Origin of the sequence: Weizmannia acidilactici (genome assembly GCF_008974185.1) — a bacterium.
Classification (GTDB): Bacteria; Bacillota; Bacilli; order Bacillales; family Bacillaceae_C; genus Weizmannia; species Weizmannia acidilactici.
In genome coordinates this window covers 1-14,814 of record NZ_BKZP01000049.1, presented here as the reverse complement: position 1 = coordinate 14,814, position 14,814 = coordinate 1, and the positions used below count along the sequence as shown (strand labels likewise).

Here is a 14,814-nt window from a genome sequence, read left to right as displayed (position 1 = left end):
ATGCCGTAAGCCTTTTGGATAAAAGTTTTTTAAAATGCTATTTGTTTCTTTGCTCCATCCGAGCGGAAAACCGTCCACGGTCATAAGCACCCATCCGCGGTTTTCGTTTGAGCCGGGGAGTGTTTCGCCTTTTAAATAGCGCAACCAATCGTCCCCGTCAGATGCAAGGTCTTTTTGATGCCTGCATTGTCCGGGTTTTAGAAAAAGCGCGAGCGCATGGTTCGGTTCAAACCGGTTTTTCTTGAATCCTCCAAGGTGCAAACCCGGGCGGACAAGTCGGAGCCCTTTTAACTGCGGGCAATTTTCCGGCAGCAAATAGAGCTGGTCATTATACTGGAAAAAGGCGCGGCCACCACGGTCGAAATTTTGCAATGTTTGTTCCAGAAAAGCGTTCCAGTCTTTTTCTTGACGTTTTGAAAGTTTTACGTGCCTTTCAAGCGGCAAGTGTTGTACACTCCCGCCCCGGCGCTTGTACATTTTAGCGGCAAAATGCCCTTCACCTTTTAAGCGGTGTGGCCATAACCGCGCTGTACCGGCAATATCCGTCCGTTTCCAAACTGTCCACTCCGGCCTTCCCGGTTCAACGCCGTGATCATGCAGAATAGGGAGCAGTTCCATATCTTCGTGCCGGGACAAAAACGACTCGATCGTCTGCTCGTTTTCTTCAGGAGAAAAAGTGCAGGTGGAATAAACGAGGGTGCCGCCCGGTTTCAACATATGGTAAGCATCTTCCAAAATGTCCCGCTGCTTTGCCGCGCATGCTGCCACATGTTTTTGGCTCCAGTAGTTTACTGCCTCCGGGTCTTTCCTGAACATGCCTTCGCCGGAACAGGGCGCATCGACCAAAATTTTATCGAAAAAGTTCCCGAAATGCCGGCTCAGCTTTTCGGGTGTTTCATTGGTAACAACTGTATTACTCAAACCAAAGCGCTCGATATTTTCAGAGAGGGCGCGCACCCGCTTCGGGTGGATTTCATTGGCAAGCAAAAAACCTTCCCGGCCGATTTCTGCTGCGATCTGTGTTGATTTGCCGCCCGGCGCGGCGCATAAATCCAATACTTTATCGCTCTTTTCGAGATCGAGCTGGCTTGCGATAAACATCGCGCTCGGCTCCTGGATATAATACAAACCGGCGGCGTGGTACGGATGCTTCCCCGGCTGATCTTTCTCTTCGTCAAAATAATAGCCGTGTTTGGCAAAAGGGATTTTTTCAATCCGGAAAGGGCTGACCTGTTCCCATTCCTGCCCGCTGATTTTTGTTGTATTCAGCCTCAGCCCGGACGCGCGCGGTTCATTGAAGGATTGGAAAAATTCATCCACCTCGCTTCCGAGCAGGCGTTCCATTTTTTTGGTGAAATCCAACGGTAATTCCAAATGAGGTACTCCTTTCTAACTAAACCAATATTGGCAATGATTCCATTATAGTGAAATTCTCCCGCCCAGTCACGAAACTAGATAAAAAACACCACAACAGGTAAAATAAAAAATAATCTTTCACAAAAGGGGGTGGCGAAAATGGCGGAAGAAACAGCGATTTTTGCGGGAGGATGTTTTTGGTGCATGGTCCACCCTTTTGACGAGCTGCCCGGCATCAAAAAAGTCGTATCGGGCTATACGGGCGGGGCGAAGCCGAATCCAACCTATGAAGAAGTGTGCTCCGGCACGACCGGGCATACAGAAGCTGTCGAAATTACATTTGATCCGGAAATTTTTCCGTATAAAAAGCTCTTGGAGATTTATTGGCGGCAGATTGATCCGACTGATGCAGGCGGCCAGTTTTACGACAGGGGACCTTCTTACCGTCCTGTCATCTTTTATAAAAATGAAGCACAGAAACAGGTGGCGGAAGCTTCGAAAAAACAGCTGCAGGAAAGCGGCCGCTTCAAAAAGCCGATTGCGGTCACCATTGAGCCTGCTTCCGCATTTTACCCGGCTGAATCCTACCATCAGGACTATTATAAAAAAAATCCGGCGCATTATGAGGCGTACCGGCAAGGTTCAGGCAGAGCCGCATTTATCCGTGAACATTGGAGGGATTTTGATGGAAAATAAGGATTTAACCCCTTTGCAATACGAAGTAACCCGCCACAATGCGACGGAGCCGCCTTTCCAAAATGAATATTGGAATGAGTTCCGCGACGGGATTTATGTGGACATCCTATCCGGAAAGCCGTTGTTCAGTTCAAAAGATAAATATGATGCCGGCTGTGGCTGGCCGAGCTTCACGAAACCGCTTGATCCCGGTGAACTGGTGGAACGGCTTGACACGAGCCACGGCATGATCCGAACGGAAGTCAGGAGCAAAACGGCGGACGCGCATCTTGGCCATGTTTTCCCGGACGGGCCGGCACCTACGCATTTGCGGTATTGTATGAACTCGGCGGCAATGCGCTTTATTCCGAAAGAAAAGCTCGAGGAAGAAGGATACGGGGAATATTTGGCACTTTTTGAAGAAAAAGAATAGGCGTTAATCGATCCGGCTGGGCGGATGCACATGCAAACATCGCCCGTTTCCCATACCATGCACTGTATAGAAAAACTAACAATTATTTTGAGGAGTGGATGGTATGTACTACGGCCATGGCTATGCTTATCCCGTTTATGATTATGGCTGCGGATACGGATACGGAGGCTTTGCGGGATACCACAGAGGCAGTTTTGCTTTAATTGTGGTGCTGTTTATTTTGCTGATCATTATCGGTGCCTGCTGGATTGGCCCGAAATAAAAAAGGAACTAAAAGGTCCGGCTGATAATGGCCGGATCTTTTGGTTTGGCTAAATTTTGAAGTTTCCGATGAGTTTGCGCAAGTTTTCGGCTTGTTTGGATAATTCCGAAGCGGCTGCGGTGACTTCTTCCATCGATGCCGAACCTTCTTCGGAATTGGCAGCGGTCGTTTCTGTATTTGCCGCTGTGTTCATGGCAATTTTGTTTACGGCCACGAATGAATCGGCGACATCAACTGCCAGTATTTGTGTTTTTTCTATTTGGGCTGCCATATCAATAATGACATTCGTAGTCTTGTTCGTTTGTTCCTGGATGACTTCCAGGGAGCGCATTGTTTCATTTGATATTTGCACACCGGAAGCAACAGCCTCTACGCCGTCCTCGTTTTGCCCGATAATCGTGGTGATTTCTTTTTGGATTGAGTGGACAATATTTGTGACTTCCTGCGCGGCAGCTTGTGACTGCTCGGCCAATTTTCGCACCTCGTCCGCGACAACGGCGAAACCGCGACCGTGCTCCCCTGCCCTTGCAGCTTCTATGGCGGCATTTAACGCAAGCAGGTTCGTCTGCTTGGCGATTCCGGTGATGGTCATGATAATTTTCGTAATATCGTCCGATTTCCGGCCAAGCGCCTGCACGGTCTTGCTCGTATTCAGCATAATGGCTTCAATGCTTTTCATTTTTCCGGATGTCTCGACAATCGATTTGCTGCCTTTTTCCGCGGATGCCTTCATATCAAGCGAAGCCTGTTTGACGGTTTCAGCCTGCCGGTAAAGCGTATTGACCACCTCTTCCAGAGATTTCATCTTGGACAAAGACGCATCCATCTGTGTGGAAGCCTGCTCGCTGTCGGCAGCGATTTCGTTTGCTGTTTCGGCAATGGACTGGATCGTTTTCGATGTTTCTTCAGAAGAGGCGAGCAGTTCTTCACTTGAAGCAGATACGCTTTCCGCCATGGCCGCCACTTCTTTGACGAGCCTTGCAATGCCGTCGATTAGCTGGTTCGTGTCCCTTGCCAGTTTCGCAAGTTCATCATTGGACGAGACTTCGATCCTTCTCGTTAAATCGCCCCCTGCATTTGCGATATTTAGGATGGAGCGGCTGATTGTCCTGACGCTGTTCTTAATTTTTTTGGTCAGGCTGAAGCTTAAAAGGACTGTCAAAATGATTGCAAACAGGGAAAGGGAGACGGTCACGATTCGCGCTATCAATACGGAAAAGTGCAGTTCATTGATCCGGTTTTTGGAGGCTTCCGTCACACTGTCCAAAAGATCATTAATGCTTGTTTTCATATTTTTCATATAATCGGAAGCCTGGGAATTTTTAATTTCCGTGATAGCCATTTTTTCCGTGCCGTACTGCCGTGCTTCGACAACCCTGTCAACCGTGCCCAGCCAAAAATGATAGTCGCTCGCCACTTTTTCCAATTTTTTGCTTTGTGCAGGGCTGCTTGCCAGCATTTTTCTCAAATTGCTGATTTCACTGTTCACCTTTTGTTTGCCTTGGTCGTATGGCCGTAACGTAGTTTCATTTCCGGTGATAGCGTAATTTAAAGCGGCCGTCTCAATTTCTCCCGTTTGCTCGAGCAGGCTTTGTACACTATTATGAACAACGAGGTCATGCTTTACGTCGCGGTTGATTTCATTTTCCAGCTCGGTCATGTTTATGTATGATGTAATGGTTAAAACGATAAGCAGGATCGACAATACGCCAAATGATACAACAACTTTTCCCCTGATTGTCTGCAAATAGTAAAGCCCCAGCTTATACAAAGGGCGGCTTCGGCGGGGTTTTTTCTGTTTTCCTTTTGTACGTCCGGCATTAATATTCTGCATATTCAATCTCTTATCCCTCCTTTTTACCCTGCTGTTCGTGAACCATAATCATATTTTATACGCATTTACTAGAATTTTCTAGTTTTAGTTTTAGATCGAAAATCGGTGGTGTTCCATTTATTTGCGCATCCGGGCGAATTCCTTTACGGCTGAAAGAGGATCGGATATATTTGAGTAAACAAGCATCTAAGGGAAAGGGAATCGCAATGAGCAAATCTTTTTATCAATTTTTGATGAAGTACAGGGATCCGTATTTGAAAGACGAGATGACAGCTTTTGCAAACGGGGCCTATCATGACCACAGCTTTCCAAAACATTCGAGCGATTACCATGAAATCAGTTCTTATTTGGAATTAAACGGGCAGTACATCCCTTCCATGGATATTTTTGACAAGGCATGGGAAATTTACCTTTCTGAATTAAAATAGTTGGAGTTCCCCCGCATCCGGATTTTTTCCCTTTTCATAATGCGCATGCATATTATGAAGTAAAAGACGTTTCGTTAAACAAGGAGCATGAAAGATGGAACCAAAAGCGCCTAAATTTCAGATCGGGGATACGGTTGTGGTAAAAGAGTACGGAACGGTAGGAAAAATTACGTCCATCAAAGAAATGGATGGCGGGTATTTTTACGTCGTAAACGGCAGAGAAGGCCTTTTGGGCGAAGAAAGCCTTGCGCGTTTGGAAGAATATAATGGGGTTTTTTATAAAAAAGAAGAAATCAGCATAGAATTAAAATATTTTATCGGGGATATTGTAAAAGTAAAAGGGTATGAAAACGGGCTTTTTAAAGTCGTCGGTTTCCGCACCGAAATTTGGCGCTATGCGGAAGATGCCTGGGAAGACATCATATATGAAATGGTGGGCATCCCGGGCGGCGAGTGGCTTGAAGCCGATGAAGAGGAGCTTGTGCTGGTGGCTGATTTTGAGCAGGCAGATACGTTTTTAAATCAATATAAAATTTTCTATCCGGTAAAAAAGAATCCCCTGTATCAGTTGGCAGCCGCGCAAATGGAAGCAGGTGAAAAAATTGACCGCCTGCTTGATATGTATAACGATTATTCCCTGCTTTTTAAAATGTTCAGTGATGAGGAATACAGGATGATGCTTGAAGCGATTATATCGCAAATTCGTTTTCTCCAAAGCCGTTTAAAGCGGGAGTAAGCGGCTCGTGTTTTATGGCATAACGGGCCGGCGGTTTTCATATTTTATAACAAAATACAGAGCTGCAGTCTCGGGGTTTGCGTGATTTAAAAAGGGGGCGGTTTTTTGGAAAATATGGATGTTTATATTGACACAGAGGAAATCGCAGCATTCTTTTTTAAAGAGTTGGTGAAAAGGGGATTTGCGCCCCATGAAGAAGAACTGGAAGAAATTGCAGACATCACTTTTGAATATTTGCTTGCTAAAAGTATTATCGACGAAGATGATTACGGGGACGATTCTGTTTAATCCTAAAAAATGCGGAAACGTCGGCATTTTTTTACAATTTATTGGAAAACCTCTGGAGAAACAAGTGGGAAGGTTAGCACGGTTCCGCCTAAAAGCATTAAAAATAATCGACCACGAACAAGAAAAAACTTCCCCCTCATTCGTTTGATCCGCGGAATGAGGGGAATTTTACTACCAAGACGGATGGTGTTAATTCTTCCGTTTGGTTGCGGTATATTCTTTGCCGTGGGCTTCCTGCTCGGCAATGATCACTTCCGGAGGGATATGGTTGTTTTTCTTTCTGCCGTTAATGCGGTTGCGGTGTTTTTTTCCCAAGGCACACAATCCTTTCATTTAGGATGGTTCACCAATAGTATCGTCTATAAGGGAAAAAATAAAGATGGTGATTTGCAACATTTTTGATTGCGATTTACAATAGGCATACGAAGATGAAGGAGGACCAGTCATGAGTGTACATATCGAAGCAAAAGAACATGAAATTGCCGAAACCGTATTATTGCCCGGGGATCCGCTCCGCGCCAAGTATATAGCGGAAAACTTCCTGGAAGATGCGGTATGCTATAACAAAGTCCGCAATATGTTCGGATATACCGGCACTTATAAAGGAAAAAAAGTATCGGTCCAAGGAACGGGAATGGGGGTTCCCTCCATTGCCATTTATGCGACAGAACTGATACAAAGCTACGGGGTGAAAAATTTAATCCGCGTCGGGACATGCGGCGCAATCCAAAAAGACGTTAAGGTGCGCGATGTGATTTTGGCGATGAGCGCATCAACTGATTCACAAATCAACAAGCTGACGTTTAACGGCATCGATTATGCGCCGACCGCAAACTTCGACCTTCTGAAAAAAGCATACGACAGGGGGCTTGAAAAAGGGCTGAGCCTTAAAGTCGGGAACGTGTTTACAGCCGACCTTTTTTATAGTGACCATGCGGAACACGAGAAATGGGCGCAGTACGGCATACTTGCCGTAGAAATGGAGTCGGCGGCGCTCTATACATTAGCGGCAAAATACGACTGCAGGGCGCTTTCCATTTTAACGGTCAGCGACCATATCATCACCGGGGAAGAAACAACCGCAAAGGAACGGGAAACAAACTTTAACGATATGATCGAAATGGCACTTGATGTCTCTTTGGAATTAGTTTAAAATGAAAAGCAGAGAAATCGCAGGGGGGAATGGCACCTGCGATTTTTTTTGCCGTATCGAAGCATAAGAGGCTAATCATGGACGGGCAAGCCGGAATCAAAGGGGTGTTTTCGGGAAAATCAATCCGCTTGCCATTTCGGCAAATTGATACAAAAAGAGAAAGGTGAAAGCATGAAACGTTTTTTATACATCGGCCTTGCCGTAATTGTATTGGCCGGCTGCAGCATATCAGGCTGGGACGAGACTGCGGATAACGGCAGCAAAACCGGTACTCCCCTGGCAAAGACAACCGGTACGGCTTCCAACAAAAAAAGTAATGCCGATCTTGAGCTGAAGGCAAAATATTTTAACAAAATCAAAACCGTAGACGGAAAAAAGGTAATCCAAAATCCTGGCAATATTTTGGCGCTCGTCAATAAAACGTATATTCTGGGCAATTATGTTCCGAAAGACCTCGTCCGCCCGAAAGTCCGTTTTTCTTTTGGTAATCAGGATATTGAAAAAAGCTATATGCGGAAAGAAGCGGCGCATGCGCTTGAAAAAATGTTTGCTGCCGCCGAAAAAGACAGCATTTATTTATACCTGGCTTCGGGATACCGCTCATACACCCGCCAGCAGGCCGTATACACGGCGGAAGTGGAAAATTCAGGGGAAAAATATGCGGAGCAGGCTGTTGCCGTTCCGGGTTCAAGCGAACACCAGACAGGCCTCGCCGCGGATATTACAAGCCAAACGGAAAACTTCCTGCTTACCCAGAAGATGGGAGCGCATAAAGAAGGAATCTGGCTCGCAAAAAATGCCCATAAGTACGGGTTTATTTTAAGGTATCCGAAAAATAAGGAAAATATTACAAAATATGAGTATGAACCATGGCATTTCAGATACGTCGGAAAACAGGCCGCAGCAGTGATCTACAAGCACGGCTGGACTTTAGAAGAGTATTTCGAGCATGTACATAAAGTGGAGTGAAGGGAAAATATGCCACTCTTTCATAAAAGCGAAAAAGCTGATAGAATAATGTAGTTAGCAAAAAAGCAAAGTCTGATTTTTGGAAAACGGCATGAAAGTGGTGAAGCCTTTGGATAATGAAAAGAAAGAGACCGAATCCCGGCAGGAAGAGCAAAACGGATATATTCGCATGAAAAAATTCAAGTTTGTTATGCTCTTGTTTCTCGTGGTCTTTTTAACGGCCGGTATTACAACAGCGGCATTTGCGCTTGGGGACAAAAAAGCGGTGAACGTCACGACGGAAAGCAGGCCGGAATTCAATAAACTGTATAAAGCATATGACAGCATCAAATCAAAATATTACACAAAAGTGAAATCGAAAACGCTGATTGACGGCGCCATTAACGGCATGGTTGAAGCGCTGAACGACCCTTATTCAGACTACATGACAAAAGATGAAGCTTCGGAATTCCATGATACGATTTCTTCGTCATTCGAAGGCATCGGAGCGGAAGTTGAGGAGAAAGATGGGTATATTGTGATCGTTTCCCCGATCAAAGGATCCCCGGCTGAAAAAGCCGGTTTGAAGCCGAATGATAAAATTCTTGCGGTAAACGGCAAAAGCGTCCACGGCATGAGCGCCAATGAGGCAGTCATGTTGATCAGGGGCAAAAAAGGGTCAAAAGTCACGCTTACGATTCAACGTGCCGGTTCCAAAGACGAATCGAAAGTAACGATTACGCGCGATACAATCCCTGTCAACACCGTCTATCCGAAGATGCTCAAAAACGGGGTTGCCCATATCCAAATTACGACGTTCTCTGACGGCACTTATAAGGAATTCACCAGCGCCATTAATAAAATGAAAAAGCAGGGTATGAAGTCGCTGATTATTGATGTGCGGCAAAACCCGGGCGGCTTGCTTGACCAGGCGATTAAGATCTCCAATCTGTTTGTGCCGGAAGGGAAGACAATCCTGCAAACGGAAGACCGGAATGGAACCCGGCAGAAGTACGTTGCAGAGGACGGAACTAAAATCACTGTCCCGACGGTTGTGTTGATCGACGGCGGAAGCGCGAGCGCATCCGAAATACTGGCCAGTGCGCTGCATGAATCGGCTGGTATCCCGCTTGTGGGCGAGAAATCATTCGGAAAAGGCACGGTTCAGACTGCAACGGATTTCAGCGATGGGTCGAATTTAAAATTCACCGTGCAAAAATGGCTGACGCCAAATGGCAACTGGATCCACAAAAAAGGGATCCAACCGGATTACAAAGTGGCGCTTCCGGATTATGCAAACTTGCCTGTGATCAGTTCCGATACAGAAATGAAACTGTACTCGGTATCCAACGACGTGAAAACGGTGGAAAAAATGCTGAAAACGCTGGGGTATCATCCGGGAAGGGTTGACGGCTACTTCGACGAAAATACAAAAGCGGCTGTAGTAGCTTTCCAAACGGATGAGCATTTGAAGCAGACCGGCGTAATAAAAGGCGAAACGACAACGAAATTAATGTCTAAGATCAGCGATTTGATTACGAAAAACGACACGCAGCTGAAAAAGGCGGAAGACGTCTTGAAAAACGAAAAATAGTTGGCAAAGCCGGGAGAAGACTTTTCTTCCGGCTTTTTTATGCAAATAATGGATTAAAAAATGGTATAATAAAATCAGGTAATAAAGGCTTAATCCCATATGGAAGGAAAGGAATGGGACTTTTGGAGACGATAGAATCAATAGACTTGGAATTTATATTTCGCAAAGTTTACCGTAAAATTAAAGACGAAATGCATCGTTTATTAAAAGAGTATGTGACCATCAATGAGTATATGGTGTTGAAATTTTTGATGAAATCCCCGATGCGTTCGTCCGATTTATCGAAAGCGCTTCAGGTTTCCGCCAGCCATATCACATCCGTTACGGATTCCCTTGTGGAAAAAGGGCTGATTGAACGAAAACGTTCCAACAAAGACAGGCGCGTCGTAGATTTAATATTAACGGAAAAGGGTAAAGCTTTGATCGAGCTGCTGACAGCAAGAAAATGCGAGTTTTTGAAAGAAAAGCTGGACATCTTTACCAATGAAGAAAGGGAGACGCTTTACAAGCTGTTTAAAAAGCTTGAAGACCATCTGAACGAAATGCATTAATGTGAAAATATACACATTTGGCTTCATCAGAAAAGTTAGAGGAGAATTTTTCCTAAGAATGGGTTCTGAGGAGCTTTGTCAGGACCGTTTCAGGAATTTTATTTTGCTCTAACGGTCCTGACAAAGCTTTATAAAGACTATTTGAGAAAAAATTCTGCTTAAAAAGGACTTTTGGGAAAGCCCCTATCTATGTTCGCCAAATTTTAAAAACGTGTGTTCGTCTTCGATCAACCCGCAGACGGCGCATTGGATCCGGTAATCCGGTCCGTGGTATGCCAAATGGAACGGATACGCTTACGCATTTTCCAGATGTTCGGTAATCTCCCCCGTTCCCGGATCCATTTTTACAGCTTCGGCCACTTGCTTAATGATATTAAAACGCGTCCGGTTTGTCTTGCAATTGGGGCAGCAACACGGGCCCTGCATCCCATTCACCATCCAGTTCAAATGATTTACTTATTTTTTCCCGTTTTTCTCCGGATATACAGTTTTTTTGCAGCGGCCAAATATGAAAATGTTGTTGCAACCAGCAATATTTGCGAAAAATTTGTAACAAACGAGGTGGGTTTTTAAAAGTGTCAAGTACGATTTTCTGGTATTTTATGGATATCGTATCACCGGATGCCAATGTGTGAAATAATAGGAAACGCTGCTGGTGCCGGTAAAACCGTTGAGACGGCTGCATCGGCCATTTTCAAAAGGGCAAGGCATACCGCTTAGGTAGCCTGTTCTATTTTCTCCCAGAAATATTACAAAAATCATATGTTATCATTCTAGTTGTGAGAGAGAGAACAACTTTACGATGAACATCAGGGAGGAAACAGTGATGAAAAAGACAATCCTATCGACAGCAGCAGCGCTTGCATTAATGGCATCCCCATTCGTCGGAAAAGCGGATGCAGCATCAAACCAAACAGCTAACTGCAGTACGAAAACTACTGCCGTCACGTATCAATATAAGTTTAACAGCATTCAAGAATTAGAGAATTGGTTAAAGCAGCATCATTTGAATTGGAGGTTTAAAAACGTAACAACGGCTCCGTCCGCAAACAATACAACGCCAAACAAAACAACTGCAACAACAAACAAAGTAACAAACCAAACTACCGCAAACAAAACAACAACAAATTCAGGTACAACATCAGGCAGCACACAGGCTTCCCAAGCATCCTACACATTGAATGCTTATGAAAAACAAGTGGTGGACCTCGTGAACCAGGAACGGGCGAAAAACGGCCTTCCAGCGCTGCAAGTGGACACAGCGCTCAGCAAAATGGCGCGCGTAAAATCGAATGATATGATGACAAATAAATATTTTGACCATACAAGCCCGACTTACGGCACACCTTTTGAGATGATGAAACAATTCGGCATTACTTACAAATATGCCGGGGAAAACATCGCAATGGGCCAACAGACGCCGCAGGATGTGATGAACGCCTGGATGAACAGCGAAGGCCATAGGGCAAACATCTTAAATAAAAACTATACGCATATCGGTGTCGGCTATGTTGAAAACGGCCATTACTGGACACAGGAATTCATTGGAAAATAATAAATGGATGAAGCAGCTCCCTTTTTGGGGCTGCTTTTTTCCTATTTCCAATTTTGCACCAGGCCCCTTTATAAATGAAGGAAAAAGGTGATGTACATGAAGAGTCGAAAAGCTGCCAACCGCGATTTAGATCAGATCCTGAATATCGTCCGGGATACGGCGATGCGCGAAAAAACAACGAGCAGTGAGATGGAACCTGACCGCAAAAAGAGTGTTTTGAAGCAGACCTCAAAAACGGTGCGTTATATGGGGCGGAAAACGAAGAAGGAAAAACAACCGGTTCGATCACGATTGACCAAAATGAGCCAGATGTTTACCGCAAATCCGTTGGAAAAGCCGTTTACTTTCCACAGGTTTGTTGTTGATGTGCATGAAAGAAACAAGGGGTCGCTAAACAGCTGATCCGTTTTGCCGGGGAGCTGGCAAGATCGCGGTACGTTTATTGCATGATGGCCGGTACATATTAAAAAGTGAAAAAGCAGCCTTTAACCAAAGCACGAGCTGCCATTTTGCTAGGAAAATCAAATGGGAGAAAATGGGGAAGAAAAACCGTTTCCCGCTTTTGAAAAACTCCTCACACAGCTTTCTTATTGGTGCCCATGTATTTGCGCTGCAAAAAAAAGAGGCGGCTTAAAAGCGCAACAGCCCCGGCAGCCAGGCCGCTGATTAGGCCAATCCAATAAGCAAATGGGCCGAGGCTGGTTACGGCGTTAAGGAGAAACCCGAGCGGAAGGCCGATTACCCAGTAGGAAACAAATGTCATGACGGTCGTAATCCGGACATCCTTATATCCCCTTAGCGCCCCCTGCACAGGAGCCTGAACCGCATCTGACCATTGGAAAAATATGGCATACAAAAGAAAATGGCCGGTTAAACGGATCACGTCCGGATCATCGCTGTAAAAGGCGGCAACTTCTTTATGAAAGAGATAGAGCAAAAATCCGGTCATGGTGGCCATGATGATCGCTGTTATTATTCCGATTGTGCTGTATGTGCGTGCATCCCTGAATCTGCCGGCTCCCGCTTCAAAACCGACGAGGATGATCATCGCCAGTGAAATGCTGAGTGGAAGCATGTACAAAAGCGATTCAAAATTCATCGCCGCCTGATGGGAGGCGATTGTATCCGTGCCGAATTTGCTCATAAATAGCGTCACAACCGAAAAAATGCTCGATTCAAAAAAGGTCGATAAGCCCATTGGGATGCCAAGCGAAAACAACTCCTTCCATTTCCGGAAAGAAACCGGGTAAAAAGAGCGGAAAAGGTCCATGTCCCCAAATCGCGGCAGTTTCCGGAGCACGATGACCGCGATGACAAAAATGATCCAGTATGTAATGGCGCCCGCGACACCCGCACCAGCGCCGCCGAGACGCGGAAAACCGGCGTGGCCGAAAATAAACAAGTAATTAAACGCGATATTGATTGGCAAGGATAAAAGGGTAATTAACATTGAAATTTTTGTCAGGCCGGTTGCATCTATCAGCGAGCGGCATACTTGATAACAGAACAGCGGAATGAGCCCGCAGGACAGCGCCCATAAAAAATGGCGCGCGACCGTTTCAACATGCGGCTCCAAATTCATCCGCCCCAAAACCGGATCGAGTACAATCGCGCCGCAAGCAATGACAAAGACAGCCATGCTGGCGGAGGCATAAATGCTTTGGATGAGCGTAAAGGGAATTTCTTCCGTTTTTTTGCTTCCGATCAAATGGGCGGTAATCGGGGTCACAGCCTGCAAAATGGTGCCCAATCCGGTTGAAATGGGAAACCAAAGGGAAGACCCGATCGCGACACCGGCCAAATCGGCTTTGGAAAAGTGGCCGGACATTGTCGTATCAAAAAAATTCATGAGCAGCATGGCGAGCTGTGTGATAAGAATTGGCAGGAACAGCTTCCATAGCTGCACGATTTTTTCTTTAACCGTAAACGTTTGTTTCATGATGTAATACCTCCACGGTTTCTACACGGACTCCAAAAAATTATAACATAACCATTTGGTAAAATAAGAAAAAACCCGCCGTACTGGCAGGCTTTTTCGTCAATACAAAGAAATATGGGAATGAACGGATTCATTTCGAATTTTCTTGTGTGAAGGCATCAAGTTGGGGAAATTAAGCATGCAAACACGAATCGTCCTGAAGGTTATCCTGCCTCATGAAATGCAGGGAATAAAGATCTTTTGAAATCTCGTACAAATCATAAACGGTCCCGCCGCTATTTACATGATCAAATATTTCTTTGCGCGATTCATTTACTTTAATGGCATAGGGCAGTTTCTCCGCGGCTTTGATCGAGCGGATATTTTCTTTGCGGATTTTCATGTAAATCCTTTCAATGCCCAATTCGTAAAACAGTTCTTCGAAAAATGCCTTCTTTGCCGGCTGGTTATATCCTTTGCCGTGGTAAGGCTTGCCGAGCCAAGTTCCCAAAAACCCCGCCCTGTTTTCAATATCGAAAAGGGTGATGACGCCAATCGGGTTTTCCCACTCATCAAGAATTGTCCTGGAAACAAGTTCGCCACGCTCTTCCGCTTCAATCATCTGTTTTGTCATAAAAAGGAACTCATCTTGTGAATAGCATTTCTGGCGCACGAAAGAAAAGACATCCGGGTGCACCATCAATTCATACAAAGCACAGCATTCCTGCCATGAACAATCGCGTTTCTTGAGCATTTTTCATCCCTCCTGTCCGAGGGTAGTGCAGTCCTATATGGAATATCCCACCCTCGAAATTTTTTAAAGTTGCGTAAAAAATTTCGGGGTGGGAATCGAACCCACTAGAACCAGCCAAGAAAACCGCTGGTGGCGCACCATTTGCCTTCCCTGTTTTGCTTAAAGGTACGTTAAAAAGGAACGTGATTCATATTTGATATCATATTACTATAAAAGTTTTAAAAAGAAAACAAGAAAATGTTAAGATTTAAAGAAGAAAATTTGAATAAGATAGTGCGGGAAAACTGAAACATTTCCGGCCGCTGAAACGTAAACTGGCATGGATGAAT

Annotated in this window: 17 protein-coding genes and 1 pseudogene; 12 read left to right on the top strand and 6 right to left on the bottom strand. The window is 45.1% G+C overall.

What is annotated here, in order from left to right; genetic code table 11:
- Positions 1-1,374, bottom strand: a 1,374-nt coding sequence (locus BpJC4_RS14890) for an RsmF rRNA methyltransferase first C-terminal domain-containing protein (protein WP_151681869.1), incomplete at its 3' end; no start/stop codon positions are given.
- Between the two features lie 141 nt (positions 1,375-1,515).
- Between BpJC4_RS14890 and msrA the strand changes: the two genes are divergently transcribed.
- The 3 genes from msrA (at position 1,516) to BpJC4_RS14875 (ending at position 2,726) form a co-directional block, all read left to right on the top strand.
- Positions 1,516-2,052, top strand: a complete 537-nt coding sequence (msrA, locus tag BpJC4_RS14885) for a peptide-methionine (S)-S-oxide reductase MsrA (RefSeq protein WP_151681868.1) — start codon at positions 1,516-1,518, stop codon at positions 2,050-2,052.
- Positions 2,042-2,464 carry a peptide-methionine (R)-S-oxide reductase MsrB gene (gene msrB, locus BpJC4_RS14880; RefSeq protein ID WP_151681867.1) on the top strand — a complete coding sequence of 141 codons (423 nt, stop codon included), beginning with the start codon at positions 2,042-2,044 and terminating at the stop codon, positions 2,462-2,464. Before msrA ends, msrB begins: the two co-directional genes overlap by 11 nt.
- A gap of 103 nt (positions 2,465-2,567) precedes the next feature.
- Positions 2,568-2,726 carry a YjcZ family sporulation protein gene (locus BpJC4_RS14875; RefSeq protein WP_151681866.1) on the top strand — a complete coding sequence of 53 codons (159 nt, stop codon included), beginning with the start codon at positions 2,568-2,570 and terminating at the stop codon, positions 2,724-2,726.
- A gap of 49 nt (positions 2,727-2,775) precedes the next feature.
- Here the strand turns inward: BpJC4_RS14875 and BpJC4_RS14870 are convergent, their stop codons facing one another.
- Positions 2,776-4,560, bottom strand: coding sequence for a methyl-accepting chemotaxis protein (locus tag BpJC4_RS14870; RefSeq protein ID WP_253724334.1), 1,785 nt, complete (start codon positions 4,558-4,560; stop codon positions 2,776-2,778).
- A gap of 206 nt (positions 4,561-4,766) precedes the next feature.
- Between BpJC4_RS14870 and BpJC4_RS14865 the strand changes: the two genes are divergently transcribed.
- The 3 genes from BpJC4_RS14865 (at position 4,767) to BpJC4_RS14855 (ending at position 6,012) form a co-directional block, all read left to right on the top strand.
- The gene (locus BpJC4_RS14865; protein WP_151681864.1) at positions 4,767-4,988 is read left to right on the top strand and encodes a YozE family protein; all 222 of its coding nucleotides are present in this window, start codon (positions 4,767-4,769) and stop codon (positions 4,986-4,988) included.
- A gap of 94 nt (positions 4,989-5,082) precedes the next feature.
- The gene (yodN, locus tag BpJC4_RS14860) at positions 5,083-5,724 is read left to right on the top strand and encodes a germination protein YodN (RefSeq protein ID WP_151698135.1); all 642 of its coding nucleotides are present in this window, start codon (positions 5,083-5,085) and stop codon (positions 5,722-5,724) included.
- 105 nt (positions 5,725-5,829) lie between these two features.
- Positions 5,830-6,012, top strand: a complete 183-nt coding sequence (locus tag BpJC4_RS14855; protein ID WP_151681862.1) for a YozD family protein — start codon at positions 5,830-5,832, stop codon at positions 6,010-6,012.
- A gap of 189 nt (positions 6,013-6,201) precedes the next feature.
- Here the strand turns inward: BpJC4_RS14855 and yoyE are convergent, their stop codons facing one another.
- Positions 6,202-6,327, bottom strand: coding sequence for a protein YoyE (yoyE, locus tag BpJC4_RS14850; RefSeq protein ID WP_151681861.1), 126 nt, complete (start codon positions 6,325-6,327; stop codon positions 6,202-6,204).
- Between the two features lie 130 nt (positions 6,328-6,457).
- On the opposite strand from yoyE, the gene deoD reads away from it, so the two are divergent.
- The 4 genes from deoD (at position 6,458) to BpJC4_RS14830 (ending at position 10,258) form a co-directional block, all read left to right on the top strand.
- Complete coding sequence (gene deoD / locus BpJC4_RS14845) at positions 6,458-7,165, top strand: purine-nucleoside phosphorylase (RefSeq protein ID WP_151681860.1); 708 nt, start codon at positions 6,458-6,460, stop codon at positions 7,163-7,165.
- Between the two features lie 171 nt (positions 7,166-7,336).
- The gene (locus BpJC4_RS14840) at positions 7,337-8,134 is read left to right on the top strand and encodes a M15 family metallopeptidase (protein WP_151698134.1); all 798 of its coding nucleotides are present in this window, start codon (positions 7,337-7,339) and stop codon (positions 8,132-8,134) included.
- 100 nt (positions 8,135-8,234) lie between these two features.
- A complete protein-coding gene (locus BpJC4_RS14835) occupies positions 8,235-9,707 on the top strand; it encodes a lmo1851 family serine protease (RefSeq protein WP_503827278.1) in 1,473 nt (490 codons plus the stop codon).
- Between the two features lie 113 nt (positions 9,708-9,820).
- Positions 9,821-10,258: a MarR family winged helix-turn-helix transcriptional regulator gene (locus BpJC4_RS14830; RefSeq protein ID WP_151681857.1), complete on the top strand. Its 438-nt coding sequence runs from the start codon at positions 9,821-9,823 to the stop codon at positions 10,256-10,258.
- 183 nt (positions 10,259-10,441) lie between these two features.
- On the opposite strand, the pseudogene BpJC4_RS16765 reads toward BpJC4_RS14830, so the two are convergent.
- Positions 10,442-10,684 (bottom strand): annotated as a pseudogene (locus BpJC4_RS16765) (DNA alkylation repair protein).
- A 400-nt stretch (positions 10,685-11,084) separates the two neighbouring features.
- Here BpJC4_RS16765 and BpJC4_RS14820 point away from each other — a divergent pair.
- Together BpJC4_RS14820 and BpJC4_RS14815 are read left to right on the top strand one after the other, a co-directional pair.
- Positions 11,085-11,813 carry a CAP domain-containing protein gene (locus tag BpJC4_RS14820; RefSeq protein WP_151698133.1) on the top strand — a complete coding sequence of 243 codons (729 nt, stop codon included), beginning with the start codon at positions 11,085-11,087 and terminating at the stop codon, positions 11,811-11,813.
- 96 nt (positions 11,814-11,909) lie between these two features.
- Positions 11,910-12,215 (top strand): hypothetical protein, encoded by a 306-nt coding sequence (locus BpJC4_RS14815; protein ID WP_151681855.1) that lies wholly within the window; start codon positions 11,910-11,912, stop codon positions 12,213-12,215.
- Between the two features lie 172 nt (positions 12,216-12,387).
- Here the strand turns inward: BpJC4_RS14815 and BpJC4_RS14810 are convergent, their stop codons facing one another.
- The gene (locus tag BpJC4_RS14810) at positions 12,388-13,752 is read right to left on the bottom strand and encodes an MATE family efflux transporter (protein WP_151681854.1); all 1,365 of its coding nucleotides are present in this window, start codon (positions 13,750-13,752) and stop codon (positions 12,388-12,390) included.
- Positions 13,753-13,924: 172 nt separating this feature from the next.
- Positions 13,925-14,485 (bottom strand): GNAT family N-acetyltransferase, encoded by a 561-nt coding sequence (locus BpJC4_RS14805; protein ID WP_151681853.1) that lies wholly within the window; start codon positions 14,483-14,485, stop codon positions 13,925-13,927.
- Positions 14,486-14,814 lie beyond the last annotated feature (329 nt).

Bases quoted from the DNA above. Each gene is read 5' to 3' on its own strand.
- BpJC4_RS14810 (WP_151681854.1), bottom strand. From the start codon at position 13,752: ATGAAACAAACGTTTACGGTTAAAGAAAAAATCGTGCAGCTATGGAAG.
- BpJC4_RS14875 (WP_151681866.1), top strand. From the start codon at position 2,568: ATGTACTACGGCCATGGCTATGCTTATCCCGTTTATGATTATGGCTGC.
- BpJC4_RS14830 (WP_151681857.1), top strand. From the start codon at position 9,821: ATGGGACTTTTGGAGACGATAGAATCAATAGACTTGGAATTTATATTT.
- BpJC4_RS14815 (WP_151681855.1), top strand. From the start codon at position 11,910: ATGAAGAGTCGAAAAGCTGCCAACCGCGATTTAGATCAGATCCTGAAT.
- yodN (WP_151698135.1), top strand. From the start codon at position 5,083: ATGGAACCAAAAGCGCCTAAATTTCAGATCGGGGATACGGTTGTGGTA.
- msrA (WP_151681868.1), top strand. From the start codon at position 1,516: ATGGCGGAAGAAACAGCGATTTTTGCGGGAGGATGTTTTTGGTGCATG.
- BpJC4_RS14820 (WP_151698133.1), top strand. From the start codon at position 11,085: ATGAAAAAGACAATCCTATCGACAGCAGCAGCGCTTGCATTAATGGCA.
- deoD (WP_151681860.1), top strand. From the start codon at position 6,458: ATGAGTGTACATATCGAAGCAAAAGAACATGAAATTGCCGAAACCGTA.
- BpJC4_RS14865 (WP_151681864.1), top strand. From the start codon at position 4,767: ATGAGCAAATCTTTTTATCAATTTTTGATGAAGTACAGGGATCCGTAT.
- BpJC4_RS14805 (WP_151681853.1), bottom strand. From the start codon at position 14,485: ATGCTCAAGAAACGCGATTGTTCATGGCAGGAATGCTGTGCTTTGTAT.
- BpJC4_RS14870 (WP_253724334.1), bottom strand. From the start codon at position 4,560: ATGCAGAATATTAATGCCGGACGTACAAAAGGAAAACAGAAAAAACCC.
- msrB (WP_151681867.1), top strand. From the start codon at position 2,042: ATGGAAAATAAGGATTTAACCCCTTTGCAATACGAAGTAACCCGCCAC.
- BpJC4_RS14840 (WP_151698134.1), top strand. From the start codon at position 7,337: ATGAAACGTTTTTTATACATCGGCCTTGCCGTAATTGTATTGGCCGGC.